Annotated in this window: 20 protein-coding genes; 7 read left to right on the forward strand and 13 right to left on the reverse strand. The window is 29.6% G+C overall.

What is annotated here, in order from left to right:
• Positions 1–4: 4 nt before the first annotated feature.
• The 7 genes from scpA to BW723_RS17845 form a co-directional block, all read right to left on the reverse strand.
• A complete protein-coding gene (gene scpA, locus BW723_RS09895; protein ID WP_068359533.1) occupies positions 5–2,071 on the reverse strand; it encodes a methylmalonyl-CoA mutase in 2,067 nt (688 codons plus the stop codon).
• A complete protein-coding gene (locus BW723_RS09900; protein ID WP_068359535.1) occupies positions 2,064–3,413 on the reverse strand; it encodes a methylmalonyl-CoA mutase subunit beta in 1,350 nt (449 codons plus the stop codon). Before BW723_RS09900 ends, scpA begins: the two co-directional genes overlap by 8 nt.
• A complete protein-coding gene (locus tag BW723_RS09905) occupies positions 3,413–3,733 on the reverse strand; it encodes an FtsB family cell division protein (protein WP_068359537.1) in 321 nt (106 codons plus the stop codon). The genes BW723_RS09900 and BW723_RS09905 overlap by 1 nt, the downstream gene beginning before the upstream one ends.
• Positions 3,733–4,338, reverse strand: coding sequence for a uridine kinase (gene udk, locus BW723_RS09910; protein ID WP_068359540.1), 606 nt, complete (start codon positions 4,336–4,338; stop codon positions 3,733–3,735). Before udk ends, BW723_RS09905 begins: the two co-directional genes overlap by 1 nt.
• A gap of 126 nt (positions 4,339–4,464) precedes the next feature.
• Positions 4,465–4,965 (reverse strand): cupin domain-containing protein, encoded by a 501-nt coding sequence (locus tag BW723_RS09915; protein WP_068359542.1) that lies wholly within the window; start codon positions 4,963–4,965, stop codon positions 4,465–4,467.
• 3 nt (positions 4,966–4,968) lie between these two features.
• Positions 4,969–5,736 carry an SGNH/GDSL hydrolase family protein gene (locus BW723_RS09920; protein ID WP_068359544.1) on the reverse strand — a complete coding sequence of 256 codons (768 nt, stop codon included), beginning with the start codon at positions 5,734–5,736 and terminating at the stop codon, positions 4,969–4,971.
• Positions 5,733–5,894, reverse strand: a complete 162-nt coding sequence (locus tag BW723_RS17845) for a hypothetical protein (protein WP_169835735.1) — start codon at positions 5,892–5,894, stop codon at positions 5,733–5,735. Before BW723_RS17845 ends, BW723_RS09920 begins: the two co-directional genes overlap by 4 nt.
• 133 nt (positions 5,895–6,027) lie before the next feature.
• Between BW723_RS17845 and BW723_RS09925 the strand changes: the two genes are divergently transcribed.
• The 4 genes from BW723_RS09925 to BW723_RS09940 all read left to right on the forward strand — a co-directional run bounded on the left by BW723_RS09925 (position 6,028) and on the right by BW723_RS09940 (position 11,427).
• Positions 6,028–6,882, forward strand: a complete 855-nt coding sequence (locus tag BW723_RS09925) for a PPK2 family polyphosphate kinase (RefSeq protein ID WP_068359546.1) — start codon at positions 6,028–6,030, stop codon at positions 6,880–6,882.
• A gap of 66 nt (positions 6,883–6,948) precedes the next feature.
• A complete protein-coding gene (locus tag BW723_RS09930; protein ID WP_068359548.1) occupies positions 6,949–7,779 on the forward strand; it encodes a 3'-5' exonuclease in 831 nt (276 codons plus the stop codon).
• Positions 7,780–7,862: 83 nt separating this feature from the next.
• On the forward strand, positions 7,863–8,348 hold the full coding sequence (locus BW723_RS09935; RefSeq protein ID WP_068359550.1) for an ABC transporter ATPase: 486 nt from the start codon (positions 7,863–7,865) through the stop codon (positions 8,346–8,348).
• 160 nt (positions 8,349–8,508) lie between these two features.
• Positions 8,509–11,427: a glycoside hydrolase family 3 N-terminal domain-containing protein gene (locus BW723_RS09940; protein WP_068359552.1), complete on the forward strand. Its 2,919-nt coding sequence runs from the start codon at positions 8,509–8,511 to the stop codon at positions 11,425–11,427.
• A gap of 120 nt (positions 11,428–11,547) precedes the next feature.
• Here BW723_RS09940 and BW723_RS09945 read toward each other — a convergent pair whose 3' ends face one another.
• From BW723_RS09945 to BW723_RS09970, 6 genes are all read right to left on the reverse strand, one after another.
• Positions 11,548–12,597 carry a lysophospholipid acyltransferase family protein gene (locus BW723_RS09945; RefSeq protein WP_068359554.1) on the reverse strand — a complete coding sequence of 350 codons (1,050 nt, stop codon included), beginning with the start codon at positions 12,595–12,597 and terminating at the stop codon, positions 11,548–11,550.
• Positions 12,598–12,798: 201 nt separating this feature from the next.
• The gene (locus BW723_RS09950) at positions 12,799–13,701 is read right to left on the reverse strand and encodes a bile acid:sodium symporter family protein (RefSeq protein WP_068359555.1); all 903 of its coding nucleotides are present in this window, start codon (positions 13,699–13,701) and stop codon (positions 12,799–12,801) included.
• Between the two features lie 218 nt (positions 13,702–13,919).
• Complete coding sequence (locus BW723_RS09955) at positions 13,920–14,561, reverse strand: DUF4159 domain-containing protein (protein WP_068359556.1); 642 nt, start codon at positions 14,559–14,561, stop codon at positions 13,920–13,922.
• A gap of 41 nt (positions 14,562–14,602) precedes the next feature.
• The gene (locus BW723_RS09960; RefSeq protein WP_068359563.1) at positions 14,603–15,310 is read right to left on the reverse strand and encodes a 16S rRNA (uracil(1498)-N(3))-methyltransferase; all 708 of its coding nucleotides are present in this window, start codon (positions 15,308–15,310) and stop codon (positions 14,603–14,605) included.
• A gap of 230 nt (positions 15,311–15,540) precedes the next feature.
• The gene (locus tag BW723_RS09965; protein ID WP_076686377.1) at positions 15,541–16,662 is read right to left on the reverse strand and encodes a GNAT family N-acetyltransferase; all 1,122 of its coding nucleotides are present in this window, start codon (positions 16,660–16,662) and stop codon (positions 15,541–15,543) included.
• 15 nt (positions 16,663–16,677) lie between these two features.
• A complete protein-coding gene (locus tag BW723_RS09970) occupies positions 16,678–17,694 on the reverse strand; it encodes a transporter (protein WP_068357784.1) in 1,017 nt (338 codons plus the stop codon).
• A 173-nt stretch (positions 17,695–17,867) separates the two neighbouring features.
• Between BW723_RS09970 and BW723_RS09975 the strand changes: the two genes are divergently transcribed.
• From BW723_RS09975 to BW723_RS09985, 3 genes are read left to right on the forward strand one after another with little or no spacing between them, the layout of a single operon-like run.
• Positions 17,868–18,128, forward strand: coding sequence for a DUF4834 family protein (locus BW723_RS09975; protein ID WP_068357781.1), 261 nt, complete (start codon positions 17,868–17,870; stop codon positions 18,126–18,128).
• Between the two features lie 43 nt (positions 18,129–18,171).
• Positions 18,172–20,610 carry a YfhO family protein gene (locus tag BW723_RS09980; protein ID WP_068357778.1) on the forward strand — a complete coding sequence of 813 codons (2,439 nt, stop codon included), beginning with the start codon at positions 18,172–18,174 and terminating at the stop codon, positions 20,608–20,610.
• Positions 20,603–21,121: a methyltransferase domain-containing protein gene (locus BW723_RS09985; RefSeq protein WP_068357775.1), complete on the forward strand. Its 519-nt coding sequence runs from the start codon at positions 20,603–20,605 to the stop codon at positions 21,119–21,121. The genes BW723_RS09980 and BW723_RS09985 overlap by 8 nt, the downstream gene beginning before the upstream one ends.
• Positions 21,122–21,124: the final 3 nt, after the last annotated feature.

The following is a 21,124-nucleotide window of genomic DNA, read 5'->3' on the forward strand; positions in this document are numbered from 1 at the left end:
TAAACTATTCAGCAACACTATCAATCAAAATTTCTAGTAAATCAATAGCTGCTTGTGCTATTTTTGTTCCTGGACCATAAACACCTACAGCACCAGCATCGAATAAATATTGATAATCTTGTGCAGGAATTACTCCACCCACAATAACCATAATATCTTCTCTGCCATATTTTTTTAACTCTGCAATTACTTGTGGTACTAATGTTTTATGACCAGCAGCTAAAGAAGAAATTCCTAAAATATGTACATCATTTTCTACAGCTTGTTTTGCAGCTTCTTTTGGTGTTTGAAATAAAGGGCCAATATCAACATCAAAACCTAAATCAGCATAAGCAGTAGCAACAACTTTTGCGCCTCTATCATGACCATCTTGTCCTAATTTAGCAATTAGAATTCGTGGTCTTCTACCTTCTAAATCTGCAAATTTATCTGCGAATTCAGATGCTTTTTTAAATAGTTTATCGTCTTTTATTTCTTTACTATACACACCAGATATGGTTTTAGTAACTGCTTTATGTCTGCCAAAAACTTTTTCTAGAGCATCAGAAATTTCGCCTAATGTGGCTCTGTTTTTTGCTGCTTTTACGGCTAAATCTAAAAGGTTACCTTTTTTTGAATTTGCTGCATTGGTTAAATTTACTAAAGATTTTTTTACTTCAGCGGTATTTCTACTGGTTTTTAATTGATTTAGTCTTTCAATTTGTGATTTACGAACAGCTTCATTATCTACTTCTAAAATATGTAAAGGATCTTCTTTTTTTAGTTGATATTTGTTTACACCTACAATTACATCTTGACCACTATCTATTTTTGCTTGTTTTTTAGCAGCAGCTTCTTCAATTCTTAATTTCGGAATTCCTTTTTCAATGGCTTTGGTCATTCCACCTAAATCTTCTACTTCTTGAATCAGGTTCCAAGCTTTGTTGGCAATATCCTCCGTAAGTTTTTCTAAGTGATAACTACCAGCCCAAGGATCTACAGTTTTTGTAATATGGGTTTCTTGTTGTAAATAGATTTGAGTATTTCTTGCAATTCTTGCTGAAAAATCTGTAGGTAAAGCAATCGCTTCATCTAAAGCATTAGTATGTAAACTTTGTGTGCCTCCAAAAGCAGCAGCCATTGCTTCTATAGTTGTTCTGGCTACATTATTAAAAGGGTCTTGTGCTGTTAAAGACCAACCACTTGTTTGGCAATGCGTTCTTAAAGCTAATGATTTTGTGTTTTTAGGATTGAATTTTTTTACAATTTTAGCCCACAACATTCTAGCTGCTCTCATTTTAGCAATTTCTGTAAAATGATTCATACCAATTGCCCAAAAGAAAGACAATCTTGGCACAAAAGTATCAATATCTAAACCAGCTTCAATTCCTTTTTTTATGTATTCTAATCCGTCTGCTAAAGTGTAAGCTAATTCAATTTCTGCAGTTGAACCTGCTTCTTGCATATGATAACCAGAAATAGAAATCGAATTAAATTTTGGCATATTTTTACTGGTATATTTAAAAATATCAGCAATAATTTTCATTGATGGAGAAGGAGGATAGATGTAGGTATTACGCACCATAAATTCCTTTAAAATATCATTTTGAATCGTTCCTGATAATAATTCTGGGGCAACACCTTGTTCTTCTGCCGCAACAATATAGAAAGCTAAAATGGGCAAAACGGCTCCATTCATTGTCATAGAAACCGACATTTTATCTAAAGGAATTTTATCAAATAAAACTTTCATGTCTTCTACAGAATCTATGGCAACTCCAGCTTTACCAACATCACCTTGTACACGTTCGTGATCTGAATCGTAACCTCTGTGTGTGGCTAAATCGAAAGCAACAGATAATCCTTTTTGGCCTGCTTCTAGATTTCTTCTGTAAAAAGCATTGCTTTCTTCTGCAGTAGAAAAACCTGCATATTGTCTTATTGTCCAAGATCTACGAACGTACATCGTAGAATATGGACCTCTTAAGTTTGGTGCGATTCCTGCTATAAAATCTTCGTGTTTTCGAGTTAGGTTTTGCTCATCTAACTCAGAAATTTTTAACTTTATTTTGGACACATCTTTTCTACTCATTGTCTAAACGTTGTTTTTCAACTGTTTCAGAAAGACGTTTTCTAACAATTGGAGTGATTAATGTTTTTATATGTCTTTGTTTGATAAAAGGATACAATTCTAATTCTGATTTCATTTCATCAGTAGAATTTACTTGTAAGTTTGTACCTAATAAAACAATTTCTTTAGCATTGAATTTCTCTTCTTCTTTTGCAGCACTTTCATTAATTTTCTTTTGAATGATGCCTGCTTTTAGCTGTTTTAAAAATCCGCCAGATTTTTCTATTAGCTTAAAAAGTGTCAAGGCATTTTGCGCTAATTGATGCGTTATTGAATCTATATAATAAGCACCATCAGCAAAATTTTGAGCTTCTGATAAGTAACTTTCTTGTTGTAAAATTAAGAGTTGATTTCTAGCAATTCTTTCGCCAAATTCATTTGATTTATGGTAAATTTCATCATAAGAAACATTAGAAATTGTGTTTGAGCCACCTAAAATTGCACTCATACTTTCTGATGTAGTTCGTAACATATTTACATTATAATCATATAAAGTTTTGTTACGTAAACTAGGTTGTGTAAAAATATGAGTTTCTACATCTTTTATAGCATACTCATTTAAAAGTGATTCCCATAAAATACGAAAAGCTCTTAATTTTGCAATCTCGAAAAAGTAATTGCTACCCACAGCAAAATTAAAATGTATTTTATCTGCAAAATAACCTCTAAAATGATTTAAATATTCGTTAGCGTGTGCTAAAGTGTACGCTAATTGTTGTGTAATATTTGCCCCTGCATTCTGATACAAATCCCCAGAAATGGAAATACAATTATCAGTATTTTCTACTATTTTTTCTAATTGATTATGGTCTGCTTTTAGGTTTGTAAACCAATTGCCTTGTTCAGCTAAATTGCCAATAATATCCGTTTGAAAAAATGTGTTTTGTGAACTACAGAAATTTGCTAATTCAATTTGAAAATCAGCATTTAAGAAAGAAAAATTAAAATAAATGCTGGTGTTTTCTATATCAATAGAGTTTAAAACTGTTTTATAATCGAAAGTTTTTGTAGCTTTAAATTGAATGGAATTTGCGCCTCTTTGTAAAGCATCAATAGCTAAAGAGTTGGCTATTTTTTCATCATCAATAAATATTGCTTGACAAATATTAAAGCCTTTTTTGGGTACCTTTATTTTTGTGTTTTTTCTATCTTCTTTGGTGTAAAAAGGTTTTACAATAACACCTTCATCTGTATGCCAAAGTAAAGTTTCGTTATAATCTGCACCTTTTAAATCTACTTGAATTTTTTGTTTCCAAGCTTTTGCAGGTAAGGGATTAAATTCATCAAAAAGAAAGTTACTCATTATTTGTTTATTGTATCAAATTCAATAATATAGATGTCTTCGTTTTCTTTTTTCATTAAATATTTTTCTCTTGCAAATCGTTCTAATTCAAGAGAATCTTCTAGCTTTTTTATAGTTTCTTTGTCTTTTGCAATTTTTTCTTCATAAAAAGAAATTGTGCTTTCTAAATCGTCTATTTCTTTATCAAATTTACGATGTACTAAATAAGAATTTTCATCAAAAAAGATCATCCATACAATAAAAGGAACTAAAATAATTACAAAAATATTTGTAAGAATTTTAAAGACGGAATTACTTTTTAATTGCTGAAAAAAACTCATTATAATCGCTCGTTTATCACACTTCTTACAATATCTATAGCTACTGTATTGTGTCTGTCATTAGGTATAATAATATCAGCAAAATTCTTAGTTGGTTCTATAAATTGCTGATGCATAGGCTTTAATGTGTTTTGGTAACGATCTAAAACTTCTTCAATATCTCTGCCTCTTTCAGAAATGTCTCTACGAACTCTACGAATTAAACGCTCGTCTGTTTCTGCGTGTACAAAGATTTTAATATCAAACAAATCGCGTAATTTTTCGCTATTAAAAATTAAAATACCTTCAATAATAATAACTTTTCTAGGATGTGTTTTTACGGTTTCTTTGGTTCTGTTATGTCTTATAAAAGAATATACAGGTTGGTTAATTGTATGCCCTTTTCTTAATTCTTTTAGGTGTTTTATGATTAAATCAAAATCAATTGCTCTTGGATGATCGAAATTGATTTTTGTACGTTCGTCATAAGATAAATTATCTGTGGCTTTGTAATAAGAATCTTGCGAAATTACACAAACTTCATCCGAAGGTATTTCTTTTACAATTTGATTAACAACCGTAGTTTTTCCACTTCCAGTACCACCTGCAATTCCAATAATTAACATAAATTTGATTGATTTGTTTTGATTTACTCCACGAAAGTAATAAAGATTTTACAAAGTTGTAAATTTATTAACTTTTATACTTCATGTTTAAATTTAAACAACAAGTTTTACAAGGTTAAAATTGATTTAATGATGTGTTAATTTCGCTATAATTTCAGTAAGTTTTGGGAATTCTTTTGATAATTCAGCAGCACTTGGTAAAACAAAATCCTTAAAATCGAAACCAGGAGAAACTGTACACCCCACAAAAGCAAATGAATCTTTTGTTATAATTTCTGCAGCAAAATAATAATGTGCTGGTACTGTGTATTGTGGAATTTCGCCATTTATAAAATCATTGCCAATTAATACAAATGAGTATTCGCCTTTAGGAGAAATCTGATGTAATTTTAAAGTAGTTCCTGAATAAAAATGCCAAATTTCATCTTGATTGATTTTATGAAAAGCAGAGAATTTTTCTGATGTTAGCAAAAAATAAATACTTGTACAATAGTTTCTGTTACCGTTAAAATGATCACTTAAGTTTTCTGAAGAAATGATTCCTTTACTTCTGTAAGTTTCTTTATAAAATCCACCTTCAGGATGTGTTTTTAAATCAAAAAAATCGATAATTTCTGTTGCAGTCATTATTTAAAATTTTTCTCTATCAATGATAAATTGTGCCATATCTTTACCCCAAATTTGATATGTTAATTTTGATGGATGTACGCCATCACTAAAAAATATATCAACATCACCCTCTAAATTATATTTTTTTTGCCAAGTTTCTAAAGTAATAATTTCATTATTGTAATGTACATTACTCTTTTTTTGAACTCTTCTGTACAATCTTTTTCCTAAAATTTCAACCAAATTTCCTATCACAAATTTTATGACATTTGTAAAAGCAGGAAACTCTTTAATAGGAGGCATATTTGTAAAATAAATTGGTGTTTTCGGGAATTTTCGCTTTAAAGTTCTTATCAATAAATTAATTTGAAACATCCAAGTTTCTGGAGTGTTCAATTTAAAAGCATCATTACCACCTAAACCAATTACTATAATATCTGCGTTCGTTTCTTCAATTTTTGGTACAATTCTTTTACGTACCATTTTAGCAGTGTAGCCACTTTTTGCGTAAACTCGCCAAAGAATTGAATGGTTTGTTTCTTCAGAAATCTTTTTTGCTAATGCACCTATAAAACCATTTTCGTGAAAATCTACACCTACGCCAGCAATTGTACTCTCTCCAATTGCTAAAATTTTTAAGGTTTTTTCTGACTTGGTTTTTATATAACCTTGTGGCTTTTTAGCTTCAGGAAGTTTGGGTACATTTCTTCGGATTTTTTTTCCTTGAAAATATAAAATTGGTGAAAGCGGAACAGCAATTACAGCCCCTAAGTAATATTTAAAACTCACGATTCTGTATTTTTTTGTTCATTAGCCTTTTTAATAATGGCTTTTAAACGTTTTTTATTAAGCTCTTTTTCTAACTTTACTTTGTTGATTTTTCTATTTATCAACTTGGTATGTTTCGCTTTGTTAACCGTATTTTTTGCTTTTCCTTTTTTAGGCATTTTTAGAGAGTTGTTATACGAAAGTAAGAAATTTAAACTCAAATAATAACTATTATTCACTTTGTTAAAAGCAGTTATAAAACTCCTTTATTTGTTTGTTATTTTCTATCTTTAAACTTTAATTAGAATCACGATGAGTTTAGAGAAATACAAAGTTACATCTACCATAAATTTAAAGGATTTACCTACAAAAGAAGTAGATGAAGATGCTAAAAAAGCCCTTAAAAAGATTCGAAAAAAGATTAGTGATGTACAAAACGCAATGTATGCAGAGGGTAAATATGGTTTACTGATTTGCTTACAGGGTATGGATACTTCTGGTAAAGATAGTTTAATTAGAGAAGTTTTTAAAGATGTAAATGCAAGTGGAGTAGTAGTACACAGTTTTAAAGTACCTACAGAATTAGAGTTGAAGCACGATTTTATGTGGAGACATTATATTGCATTACCAGCAAAAGGTAAAATTGGCATTTTTAATAGAACGCATTATGAAAATGTGTTGGTTACAAGAGTACACCCAAATTATATTTTAGGCGAAAATATACCCTCAATAAAAAGTGTTGATGATTTAGACGATGCTTTTTATCATAATAGAATGGAAAGAATCAATCAATTTGAAAACCATTTGGCAACCAATGGAACAATTGTTTTAAAATTCTATCTAAATTTATCTAAAGACGAACAAAAAAGAAGATTGTTAAGAAGGTTAAACATTCAAGAAAAGAATTGGAAGTTTTCTGATGCAGATTTAAAAGAACGCAAATTGTGGGATAAATATATGTTTTGTTACGAAGACTTATTAAACAGAACATCAAAAGAAAATGCACCTTGGTTTGTAATTCCTGCTGATGATAAACCAACAGCCAGATTAATTTTGGCTAATATTTTATTAGAAGAACTAGAAAAGTATAATTTTACAGAACCATCATTATCGCCTAAATTATTAGCGCAAATAGATGATTTTAAAGCACAATTAAATAAAGAATAAACTAAATAATGTTACAAATTTTGAGCATTAAACTCAAAGAAGCACATTAACCTTAAACTAAAAACTTTGAACCTTAAACTAGAAAAACCAATCGTATTTTTCGATTTAGAAACCACAGGAGTAAATATTGGAAATGATAGAATTGTAGAAATTTCCATCTTAAAAGTATTCCCAAATGGAAATAAAGAAAGTAAAACTTGGTTGGTAAATCCAGAAATAGAAATTCCAAAAGAAGCCTCAGATATTCACGGAATTACAAACGAAAAAGTAGTTACAGAACCTACTTTTAAAGAGTTGGCTAAAAAAGTGAATAAAATGATTATGGGCTGCGATTTGGCTGGTTTTAATTCTAATCGCTTCGATATTCCTTTGTTAGCAGAAGAATTAATGCGTGCAGGAATCGATTTTGATATGAACAATAGAAAAGCCATTGATGTGCAAGTTATTTTTCATAAAAAAGAACAAAGAACCTTAAGTGCAGGTTATCAATTTTATTGCGGCAAAGAATTAGAAGGTGCTCATGGAGCAGAAGCAGATACTAATGCAACTTTCGAAATTCTATTGGCACAATTAGATAAATATGATGATATAGGAAATACAGTCGATGCTTTAAGCGAATATTCAACACACGGAAAAAGAGCTGATTTTGCCGGTTTTATTTTGATGAATGATGAAGATCAAGAGATTTTTTCTTTCGGAAAATATAAAGGTAGAACTGTAGAAGAGGTCTTAAAAGAAAACCCAGGTTACCATAACTGGATTCAGAACGCAGATTTTCCTTTATACACAAAAAAGGTTTTAAAACAGATTAAAGAAAGAATGTCTGCACCAAAGAAAAATACAATGACAGACGAAGAAAAATTAGTTGCTTTACAACAAAAGTTTAATTTGAGATAGATGATTAGATGTTGAGGTGGTAAGATTTTTCGAGAAGTAATCTAACCATCTAATAATCTTAAAGTTTAAATAATCGATAAAATATGTTTACAGAATATAAAAATTTACCCAATAATTCTCGTGTTTGGATTTATCAATCAGACAGAGAGTTTACCAATAAAGAAGTTGAATTCATATCAACTAAAACAGAAGAATTTATTAATGCCTGGACCAGACATGGAGATGATTTAAAAGGATCTTTTACCATTAAATACAATCAGTTTTTGGTTTTAGCAGTAGATGAAAGTTTTAATAATGTTTCTGGTTGTTCTATAGATAGTTCTGTACGTTTTGTACAGGAATTAGAAAAAGAATTAGAGTTAGATTTAATGAATAAAATGAACATTACTTTTAAAGATAATGAGCATATTAATTTGGTGAAATTATCAGATTTTCAAAGATTTGCTGCAGCAAAAAAAATAACTTCAGAAACCATTGTTTTTAATAATATGGTAGATACCAAAGAAGATTTCGAAAATAATTGGGAAGTACCAGCTAAACAAAGTTGGCACAAACGCTTTTTGGTATAAGAATTGATTTAAGTAAGAACAACGCAGCTTAACAGGTTGCGTTAGGGATTGAACCTTTCGTAAAGCTCAAGACAGGCCAATTGTTTGAGCTCTCCCGATTTTTTATCGGGAAGCGAGTAGCGAAAACCTGTTAAAACGCCCAAAAAAGTATAAAATTAGTATGAAAAATAAGCTATTACTTTTATGTTTGGTTGCTATTGTTAATATACTGCAATCTCAAACTATAGATCCTTTAAGAACAAAAGATTTTGAAGCTCAAGATATTTGGGTAGATAGTATTATGAGTAAAATGACCATTGATGAAAAAATTGGTCAATTATTTATGGTGCAAGCCTATTCTAATTTAGACCAAAAACACGAAGATTTTATTACAGAAATGATTACAAAATATCATGTTGGTAATTTAATTTTTATGCAAGGTACACCAGAAAAACAAGCGGTTTTAAATAATAAGTATCAAGCCTTATCTAAATTGCCTTTAATGATTGGTTTTGATGGTGAATGGGGTTTAGATATGCGTTTGCAAAACACGTATAGATTTCCTTGGAATATGACTTTGGGTGCCATAAAAAACGATTCGCTTGTAAAACAATTTGGCGAGCATTTGGGCGAGCACTGCAAACGATTAGGAATTCATATTAATTTTGCACCTGTAGTAGATGTAAACGTAAATCCTGAAAATCCGATTATTGGGAATCGTTCTTTTGGAGAGAGTAAAGAAAACGTTTCTAATAAAGCAATTGCTTTTACACAAGGATTGCAGAAATTCGGAGTAATGGCAAATGCAAAACATTTTCCTGGTCATGGAGATACTGCTTCAGATTCTCATTACAAATTACCACTATTAAATTTTGATAAAGCTCGTTTAGATTCCATAGAATTATATCCTTACAGAAAAACTTTTGATGCTGGTATTGGTAGTGTAATGACTGCGCATTTAAGCATACCAAGTTTAGAGGCGAATGCAAAATTACCAACTTCATTATCTAAAAATGTAATTACAGATTTGTTGCAGAACGAACTTGGTTTTAATGGTTTAATTATTACTGATGCTCTAAATATGAAAGGTGCTGCTAACTACGCAACATCTGCAGAAATAGATTTGGCAGCCATACAAGCAGGTAATGATATGTTGTTAATTCCGCAAGATGTGCCTGCCACAACTCGTTTAATAAAGCAATCTATTTTACTAAAAACTTTAACAGAAGAACGTTTAGATTTTTCGGTTCGTAAAATTTTAAAAGCCAAATATTGGATGGGTTTGTACAACTATAAACCTGTAGTTTTAGAAAATTTAAACGAAGATTTAAATAGAGTTAAGGATGAATTGTTGCACAGAGAATTGGTCGAAAATTCAATTACTCTGGTAAAAAATGAAAAGCAAACCATACCTTTTGCCAATTTAGATCATCAAAAAATAGCTTATGTAAAATTAGGAGATGATTTAGGATATCACTTTGTGAATATGCTAAAAAAATATACAAAAGTAGATGTAATTACAGATAGCAATTTAGACGGATTACTAAAAAAATTAAAGCCTTACAATCAAGTAATTATTGGTTTTCATAAATCTAACGATCATCCTTGGAAAAGCTATAAATTTAAGCAAAAAGAATTAGTTTGGTTGCAAGAAATTGCAAGACAAAAAAATGTGATTTTAGATGTTTTTACGAGTCCTTATAGCTTGTTGCAATTAAAAAGTTTTACAAATATAGAGTCTTTAATTGTGTCTTATCAAAATAGTAAATTGGCACAAGAAATTTCTGCCCAGATTATATTTGGTGCTATAAAAGCTAAAGGAAAGTTACCAGTATCTATTGGTAACGAATTTAAAGCAGGTTTCGGAATTGATACTTACGATTTATCAAGATTACAATACACAATACCAGAAGCAGCACAATTATCGGCTAAACAATTGGCCAAAATAGATACCATTTCTAAAACTATTTTAAAAAAGAAAATGGCACCTGGTTTTCAAGTTTTAGTAGCAAGAAAAGGTAAGGTTGTTTACAACAAAAGTTTTGGTTATCATACAGATGAAAAAAAACGAGAAGTCAAAAATTCTGATATTTACGACTTAGCTTCTCTTACAAAAATTCTCGCGTCATTACCTTTAATTATGCAAGCAGAAGAAGATGAGAAAATACCTTTATCTGCTAGTATTCAAGATATTTTACCAAGTTTTGCAAAAACCAATAAAGCATCTGTTACTGTAAAAGCAATTTTATCGCACTTTGGTAAATTACCAGCTTGGATTCCTTTTTATCTAAAAACAAAAGACAGCATAACGCATGAAAATTCAACAAAGTTTTACAGAACTACAAAAACAGGAAGGTATAATGTAAAAGTTGCCGAAAATCTATTCATAACAAGTTCTTACAAAGACAGTATTTACAAATACATAAAAGAAGTAGATCAAAGAGAAAAAGAAGGTTATAAATATAGCGATTTAGGGTATTATTTATTTAAAGAAGCTTTAGAAAAAAAGTACAATAAACCTTTAGACGAATTGGTGAATCAAAAAATTTATAGCCCTTTAGGTGCAGATAGAATGACGTATTTGCCGCTTAAAAAGTTTCATAAATCTGTAATTGTGCCATCAGAAAAAGATGATTATTTTAGAAATCAATTATTGCAAGGTAATGTGCATGATATGGGTGCTGCAATGTTGGGAGGAGTAGCAGGTCATGCAGGTTTATTTGCCAATGCAAACGATGTTGCCAAAGTTATGCAAATGTATTTGCAAAAAGGATTTTATGGAGGCAGACGCTATATAAAATCAGAAACTATAGATAAATTTAACCATCGTTATTACCAAGATAAAAAAGTACGTAGAGGTTTAGGTTTCGATAAACCACAATTAAATCCAGATGTAAAAGCTACTTGTGGTTGTGTCTCCGACGAAAGTTTTGGACATTCTGGTTTTACAGGCACATTTACTTGGGCAGACCCAGAGAGTGAAATTGTGTATGTTTTTCTGTCTAACCGAGTTTATCCAACAATGAAAAACAGAGGTTTGGTAAAAGAAAATATACGTACAGAAATTCAGCAGATTATTCAAGATGCTATTATAGATTAATTTTTTTTGAAGCTATTTCCAGCTTTCACTACTCACTTTTTTTGCTTAATAAAAAAGCAAAAAAGAGTTCAAACAGGTCGTTCAATCTGGGCTAAACTTGTTTGCTGGCTTTATGGCAGATTAATCCTCAGTATTAGCAATCGAAAATTTTGTGAAAACAAAAACTAAAATATAAGAAATAAGCCAATATCCTAGCGCTATTTCCCATCCGAAGAAAAAGTAAATGAGTAGTGCTTGTAAAAGATAAAACACAGGAAAAGAAATTACATTTACAGCGTATCTCATAGTGTCTACAAACTCAATTTCTTTTATATTCTTCTTCATTTTTTGCCAAATTAAATACGGGAAAATACTATTTAAAAGAACGATATAAAACAGCGGTTTTAAACGATTTATCGGTTTTTTTACAGGTTTTGGATAACTGTTTTTAGCAATTATTTTATTAACTGTATCCACCTTTGTAAAATCTACATTTGCTTCATTTAAATGTTTTAATTTGGTTGTATAGTTTTCATCATCAGGAATATGAACGGTTAATTTTTGTAGTTGTTCACTAACCAATCTTTTTATAGTATTTATGGCTTTTGGTTTTTCATTGGCATTAAAAATAGCTCTAGAATGAATCCCTTCTCCAAATTGCACACAAACTTTAGCAGGATAACTAGATGAATTTTGATAGGTAATACCAACAGGTATAACCGTGATTTCTAAATCAGGATTTTGTTCTAAAGCACCAAAAACAATTCTGGTAAAACCTTTGCTTAAAGGCTTTATATTTCTATCTCTTGAATGGCCACCTTGTGGAAAAATAATTAATGTTTCTTTATTTTTTAAAATTTTAAAGCATTTTTCAAAAACTTCTTCGTTGTTAGAGAGTTGTTTAATTCCGTCTCTAATTCTGTAAATAGGCATTAAGTTTAATGAAGCCAATGCTTTTTTAATCAATGGTTTTTTAAAAACATCTGCTCTAACTAAAAAATGATTTTCTCTAGGATTAAATGTTGTTACAAACAAAGGATCCATCAATGCATTTGGATGATTGATAGCAAACAAAACCGCTCCTTTTTTAGGTATGTTTTCTTTACCAGAAATTTTTATTTCTTTTGCATAAAAGTTTAAGCTAATTTTTAAAAAAACTTTTACACTTTGATACCAAATTTTTTTAATCATAATTAAGAATCAATTAATATTATGATATTCGTCATATTTAAAAAATTTTTAGTTTTTTATTTTTGATATTAAATATAAAGAATAATGTAATGTTATTTTTGAAATTAAATTTTTAAAAATTTAATTTATTACAGTTATCCCCTGTTTTCAATACCTTAGGGAGAGGTTCTAATAATCTTCTCCCTGGGTATTTTTTAGTTATCATTTATTTCTTCCCCAAAAAGTGGCAAGAGCCATTCCAGAAAACACATCCCAAATACCCCAGAAAGCGGCTAACAAAGCCATACCACCTAAACCATCGAAAAAACCAAAAATTAACAATAATCCTAAACCACCATTCTGAATTCCAGTTTCCATAGAAATAGTTTTACAATCTTTATTATTTAATCCAAAACTTTTTGAAGTATAAAAACCTAAGATAAATGCAAAAATATTATGAAAAATCACCAAAGCTAAAACGTGATGAATATGATTTACAAAAACATCTAAATTTTGTGAAAAAGCGATAAAAATCAAAGCAATAAAAACCAGCATAGATAATGGTTTTAACACCTTTTCAATTTTACCAGCCATTTCTGAATGGTAATGTTTTATGAGCATTCCGCAAATTAAAGGGATTCCTAAAATTAAAGAAACGAGCTTTAATAAATCTACCCAATTGAGTTCTACAGTTTTTAAAATTTCGTTTGTAGGGCCATATAAACTACCCCAAAATTGCAAATTAAAAGGTGTCATAAAAATGCAAATAAGTGTTGCAAAAGCGGTTAAACTAACAGATAGCGCAGCATTTCCTCCAGCCATTTTACTAAAAAAGTTAGATACATTTCCACCTGGGCAAGCTGCAATCATCATCATTCCTAGAGCAAAACTTGGATGAGGTTTTATTAAAATAATCCCTAAAAAAGTTAAGGCAGGTAATAATATAAATTGCGACAAAACACCTACGAAAACAATTTTCGGATTTTTAAATAAGCGTTTAAAATCATCTACAGAAATTGCTAAAGCAACACCAAACATAATTATGGCAATTGCAATATTTAAAACCCACAATCCACTAGAATCGAAGTTTATTTTTATAGCATCTATGTCTATTTGATTTTGCATATTCTTGTTTTATATTCTAGGTTCAGAGTTCAGAGTTCAGAGTTCAGAGTTCAGAGTTCAGAGTTCAAAGTTTAAAGTTTTGGGTTTAAAGTTTAAAATGTTTTTCATTTTTGCTAACATCTAACATCTAACATCTAACATCTAACATCTAACATCTAACATCTAACATCTAACATCTAACATCTAACATCTAACAGCTAACATCTAACAGCTAACAGCTAATTCGTAAATGCGTATTCAATAATATTTGCACCCATTTTTAAAGCTTTTTCTCTAACTTCTTTTGGGTTGTTGTGTATAATTTGATCTTCCCAACCATCACTCAAATCGGTTTCATAATCGTAAAAAACAATTAATCTACCTTCGTAAAAAAGTCCAAAACCTTGTGCATTTTTCTTATCGTGTTCATGAATTTTAGGAATTCCGTTAGGAAATTTAAAAGTCTGATTATAAATAGGATGATTACTAGGAATTTCTTTAAGCTCTAAGCTAGGAAAGACTTTTTTTAACTCTCTTCTTATAAATTTATCTAAACCATAATTATCTGAAATGTGTAAAAATCCCCCAGAAATTAAATAGTTTTTTAAGTTGGTCGCTTCGTTATCAGAAAAATAAACATTGCCATGGCCTGTTAAAAATAAAAGAGGATAATTGTAAATGTCTTCGCTATTAACAGCAACTGTCTGCGGATTTTTAGAAATATTAGTTTTAATATTATGATTGGTGAATTCAACTAAATTCGGAATTGCAGTTGGATTTGCATACCAATCTCCACCACCGTTGTATTTTAAAATGGCAACATCTTGTGCGTTTAGCTGAAAAAAAATAGATAAAAATAGGAGCGTTATAAATTGCTTCATAAATTTTAGAAAGAATTTATAGCAATATAGTAAAAATGATTTTACTGATTTATAAAAGATATAGTATTCACAGCAACTAAAGCAGCAGTTTCAGTTCTTAATCTGCTTTTGCCCAAAGAAATAGGAGTATAATTTTTTTCTAATGCTTTTTTAATTTCATCCAAAGAAAAATCACCTTCGGGTCCAATTAAAATAGTGGTTTTTTCTGATGGTTTTACAACTGATTTCAACAAATTTTTGTCTTGTTCCTCACAATGAGCTATATATGTTTCACCTTCTAAATCTTGATTTAAAAATTCATTAAATTTAATAGGTTTATTCAATTTAGGAATCGTAAATTTTAAAGATTGTTTCATTGCAGACTGAATTATTTTCTCAAATCGTTCTAGTTTTACAACTCTACGTTCAGAATTATTACAAATGATTGGTGTAATTTCATCAATACCAATTTCTGTGGCTTTCTCTAAAAACCATTCAATTCTGTCGTTGTTTTTTGTAGGTGCAATGGCAATGTGTAAATAATAACCCCAAGGTTTTGGTTTTTCTTGATGCGCTATAATTTCTGCAATGCATTTTTTATCACTTGCTATTGTAATTTTAGCATCAAACAAAAAACCTTTTCCATTGGTAATATGTAAAACATCATCTTGTTTTTTTCTTAAAACACGAACAATATGTCTGCTTTCAATTTTATCAAAAGTAATTGAAGAAGTAGAAGTATTAATATCAGAATTATAAAAAAGTTGCATTGGTAAAGGTTCAAAATTAAAATTAGTTGCAAAGTTGCAAAGTTGCAGATTTACAGAGTTCAAAGTTTTTAAGTTAGAGTAATTTTTTATTTTTGCTAACTGCTAACTGCTAACTGCTAACTGCTAACTGCTAACTGCTAACTGCTAACTGCTAACTGCTAACTGCTAACTGCTAACTGCTAACTGCTAACTGCTAACTGCTAACTGCTAACTGCTAACTGCTAACTGCACTACTGAATACTCTTTCTATACGTTCTTCTTCTTTTATGAGTTACCGGATTAAAATCTTCCCAAATTTTTCTGATGGATTCATTTTCTTCTAACTCAGGAGTTCTAATACAGTTTACAATGCCTCTTTTGGCAAAAGTTTTTGTGTATTGATCAAAAATAATAGCAGTTACTCCTTTGTTTTGATAATCTGGATGTACGCCTATTAAATAAAAAGTAACATCTTTAGAGTGTCTTCTTGCTTTTAATAAACGAAACATGCCTAAAGGAAATAATTTTCCTTTTGCTTTTTGTAATGCTTCTGAAAATGAAGGCATAACAATGGCAAAAGCGACAAGTTTATTACTTTCATCAACCACGAATTTTATATATTCAGGATTAATAAAAGTGATGTATTTTTTCTTAAAGTATTCTATTTGATCTTCTGATATAGGTACAAAAGTTGATAGTTTAGAGTAAGAAGCACTAAAAACTTCGAACATTTCATCTACAAAAGGTAGAATGTCTTTGGTTTTTGTAAAATCTAATGCCTTTAATTTAAAACGTCTTTTTATAATGCTACTTACTCTATCAAAATAAACAGCATCTACATTTTTAAATTTAAACTTATTTTCTAAATATTCTTTTTCTTTTACGTAGCCTAATTGCTCTAAATGATCTTTGTAATAAGGATGATTGTACCAGGTAATCATTGTGCCTTGATGATCGAAACCATCAATTAAAACTCCGGTTTTATCTAAATTATTAAAACCAACAGGTCCTTCTATATATTCTAAATTATTTTTTTTACCAATTTCATTTATCTTATCTAAAAGAACTTTGGTAACTTCTATATCATCGATAACATCAAACCAACCAAAACGCATTTTTCTGATTTGCTGGTTATTTATTTCGTACCAATTGATAATAGCAACAACTCTACCTACAATTTTTCTACCTTTATAAGCAAGAAAAAATTGGGCATCAGCATTTTTAAATACAGGATTTTTTTTTGCATTAAAATTGGCAATTTCATCCTTAATAATAGGAGGAACCCAGTACTTGTTATTTTTATATAATGAAAACGGAAATAAAACAAAACGTTTCATTTCTTTTTTAGTAATAGCTTGTTTTAAGGTAATCATAATTATTATGGGGGTTTAATTTTTCCTTTTTCGGCTTCTTGTTCTTGTTGTTTTCTTCTTTTCTTTCTTGGTAAAAATACCAAAAATTCTACTAAAGAAGCCTTTTCGCTTTTTATTGTAATTAGAAACTGGCGAATCTGTTATTTCTCTACCGTTTTCATCCAATTCAATATAAGCATCTTTATGCTTGTTAATTCTGTAAGAAACTCCAAAACCTGCATAAAAACCAGTAGATTTACCTTCAGATAAAAGTCTAATTGAAGAATTGATTTGTAAATCTTTACTGTACAAGTATGCCAACCCAAAACCTAAATTTATTTTATTTTGATATTCTTTAAACACAGTTTGGTTTTCTAAAAAAGAAGACCATCTGTCACTAAAATTATAAGTACCTGTTATGATGTATGATAATTCTGAAAATTCTGTACCTATTTGATCGTAAAAAATGTTGGTTATTATGTTAAATTTAGAACTTAAATTGTTTTGTAATAAAACACCTATTTTAGGTGATATACTTTCGTTCTTATAGAATTCGCTTACAAAATTGGTGTTTAAACCTGCATAAATAGCAACAGAAGGTATCAATCTTTTTTTATCAAATGCAAATCTTCTTTTCCAGCTTCTAACCTCTTTGCTTTTGTCTTCATATTCTTGTTGAAAAATTAAATATTTTGCGCCTACTGTAAATTTACTTAAACCTGTTGTATAGTAATGAGATGTAAAAATATTTTTAAATGCTATTTTATCTCTTTGATAACTAGCTTGTGCATTTATTTCTAATTTTTCTAAGAAAAAACTGGTTCTAAAAAGCATATCAAAACCTAAAGATTGAGGTCTAGAAAATGTAGGTTGTATAGAAGTGTTTCTAAAAAAAATATTACTTTCAAATTGATAAACTCCAGTACCAACACTATAAGGGCTCTCAGAAAAACCAGGTTTATTAGAATTTATAACCTCTGTATATTGGCTATATATTGATGAAAAACACAATAGAAAGAAGAAAAGAAAGATTTTCAATTTAGGGTTTTTCATCGCCAATAAACAATTTTAATTTAAATATTGAATTACTAAACAAACATAGAACAAAAATGCTGTTTTTAAAAGCATTGCATACTTTTTTAGCTTTGTAAAAGTTTTATAGTTTGTTAACGCTACAATTATTATCAAATTGTTATTTTTGATAGATTTTTTAATACAATTATCATATGGGTTTATTGAAAACTATATTTTTTATTTTAATTATTTACTACGCTCTTAAATTTTTAACAAAATTATTAGCGCCTTTTTTGATGAAAAGAGTGGCTGATACTATCCAAAAGAAAGCAGAAGAACAGTTTGGAGGGCAAGCACAACAACCAAAAAGTAATATAAAAGAAGGAGAAACTATTATAGATAAAGCACCTAGAAATACCACGCAAGGTAAAAACTCTGTAGGTGAGTATGTAGATTTTGAAGAAATAGAATAATTCTGCTTATAAAAATTACGTCAACAAAAAACTTAACTTTTAAATTAAGCCATTGAAACTTAAAAAAATATTTCCATACGTAATTGCAGTTGCAATTTTTGTAATTGCTTCCGTAATTTACTTTCATCCTGTTTTAAAAGGACAAAAAATAGCCCAATCAGATATTACCCAATTTACGGGTATGGCTAAAGAAATTAAAGATTTTAGAGCCGATAAAAACACAGAACCTTATTGGACAGGAGCTTCTTTTAGCGGAATGCCAGCTTACCAAATAAGTGCATATTATCCTTACGATTTTGTAAGAACTTTAGACAGAACAATTCGTTTTTTACCAAGACCAGCAGATTATACCTTTCTATATTTTTTAAGTTTTTTTGTATTGATGATGGCCTTAAAAGTAGAATGGAGGTTGGCAATTTTAGGTGCGCTTTCCTTCGGATTTTCTACCTACCTAATCATCATTTTTGTGCCTGGACATAATGCGAAAGCACATGCAATTGCTTATATGCCTTTAGTTTTGGCGGGTATTTTGTGGGTTTTTCAAAAGAAATATGTTTTAGGTTTTATTGTTACAGGTTTGGCAATGGCTTTAGAAATTTACACAAACCACATACAAATGACTTATTATTTAGGTTTTTGTTTATTGATTTTAGGTATTGTTGAACTTACAAATGCTATTAAAGAAAATAAAATTCCGAGATTTATAAAACAAGCTGCTGTAATTATTGCTGCAGTGGTTTTAGGGATTGGTGCAAATGCGCCTAGATTAATGGCAATGAAAGAGTATGCAGATTATAGTACCAGAGGTAAATCTGAATTAACCATAAACGCAGACGGATCAAAAAAAGAAGCTTCAAAAGGTTTGGATAAGTCCTATATTACAGAATATAGTTACGCCAAGTTAGAAACTTTCAATTTGTTTGTGCCACGTTTTATGGGTGGTGGAACTGTAGAAGAGTTAAGTAAAAACTCTAATTTTTATCAATTGATAGAAAAAAGAGCTGGTAAAAAAGTTGCAGATGATTATTCGAAACAAGTATTAACGTATTGGGGAGATCAAACTATTATTGAAGCTCCGGCTTATATTGGTGCAGTGGTATTTTTCTTATTTTTCTTAGGGATTTTCTTAGTAAAAGGAAGATTAAAACAGTGGTTAGTGGCAGCAACTGTATTTTCTATTCTATTAAGTTGGGGTAGAAATTTTGAAGGTTTAACCAATTTTTTTATCGATTATGTGCCTCTATATAATAAGTTTAGGGCAGTTTCTTCGATACAAATTATAGCAGAATTGTGTGTGCCAATTTTAGGAATTTTGGCTTTAAAAGAATTCTTTTCATCAAAAAAATCTGATAAAAAGAAATTAAAAGCTTTAGAAAAAGCTGTTTTTACTTTTGGAGGTTTAATTATTTTCGGATTTATTTTAGCACATAGTTTTTCTACTTTCGAAGGAATAAGAGATGCGAATTATAATGATTTACCTGGTTTAATTGATGCTGTTATTGCTGATAGAAAATCGATGTTATTAATGGATACTTTACGTTCTTTAATTTTGGTAATTTTAGCGGCAGGTGTTTTATGGTTTTTCTTAAAAAACAAATTAAAACAACAATTTGCAATTATTGGTTTATTGGTTTTTATCTTATTCGATTTAATCTCTGTAAATAAAAAATACGTAAACGAATCTGATTTTAAACCGTCTCGAAGAGTTGAGCAGCCTTTTGTAAAATCGAATGCAGACAAACAAATATTAGAAGATAAAACACATTATAGAGTTGCTAATTTTGCTGCAAACCCAATGCAAGATGGAGCTACATCTTATTTTCATCAATCAATTGGTGGTTATCACGCAGCAAAAATGGGACGTTATAAAGAATTGTTCGATTTTCATATTGCAAAAAATAATATGCAAGTGTTAAATATGTTAAACACTAAATACTTTATTATTCCAGATAATGAAGGACAAAAACAAGCACAATTAAACCCTGATGCAAATGGAAATGCTTGGTTTATAGAAAATATAAAAGTTGTAAATTCTGCAAATGATGAAATAAAAGCTTTAGATTCTTTAAATACCAAAACATCAGTAGTTTTAGATAAAAGCAAATTATCAGAAAATATAAGTTTTGATATTCAAAAAGATTCAACGGCAACAATAGAATTACAGAATTATGATGTTACTACTTTAACATATCAATCAAAATCAGATAAAGAGCAATTTGCAGTATTTTCTGAAATCTATTATAAAGATGGTTGGAATGCTTATATAGATAATCAATTAACACCACATTTCAGAGTAAATTATGTGTTAAGAGGAATGAAAATTCCTGCTGGCGAACACAAAATCGTTTTTAAATTTGAACCAGAAGTAATTCAGAAAGGTAGTTTTATATCTTTAACTTCTTATGGATTATTGATTTTAGTAACTTTAGGATGGTTGTTTTATGATGAAAAAAAGAAGAAAAAAGTAGCTAAAAATGTATAAGAAACTCCCATCAAAAAGATACGAACACACTTTAGCTTTTTTGCAAAAAACAGTTCCTACACCAGCAACAATTTTAGATTTAGGTGTTCGTAATCCGTTTTCTGAAATTATGGAAGCCAATGGTTATACTGTAATTAATACAGAAGGTGAAGATTTAGATTTATTACCCGAAATTGTAAAAAAACATAAAGTGGATGCTGTTTCTGCTTTCGAAATTTTTGAACATTTAATTGCTCCTTTTAATGTGTTAAGAGAAATTGAAGCAACTAAATTAATAACTACAATTCCTTTAAATCTTTGGTTTGCGAAAGCCTACAGAAGTAAAACTGATATGTGGGACAGACATTATCACGAATTTGAAGATTGGCAGTTTGATTGGTTATTAGAAAAATCGGGCTGGGTAATTAAAGATAAAAAAAAGTGGACAAGCCCAATTAATAAAATTGGTTTTAGACCTATTTTAAGAAAATTTACGCCTAGATATTATGCTGTTTTTGCAGAAAGAAAATAGTAT

The sequence above is a fragment of the Polaribacter reichenbachii genome, assembly GCF_001975665.1.
Lineage (GTDB): Bacteria > Bacteroidota > Bacteroidia > Flavobacteriales > Flavobacteriaceae > Polaribacter > Polaribacter reichenbachii.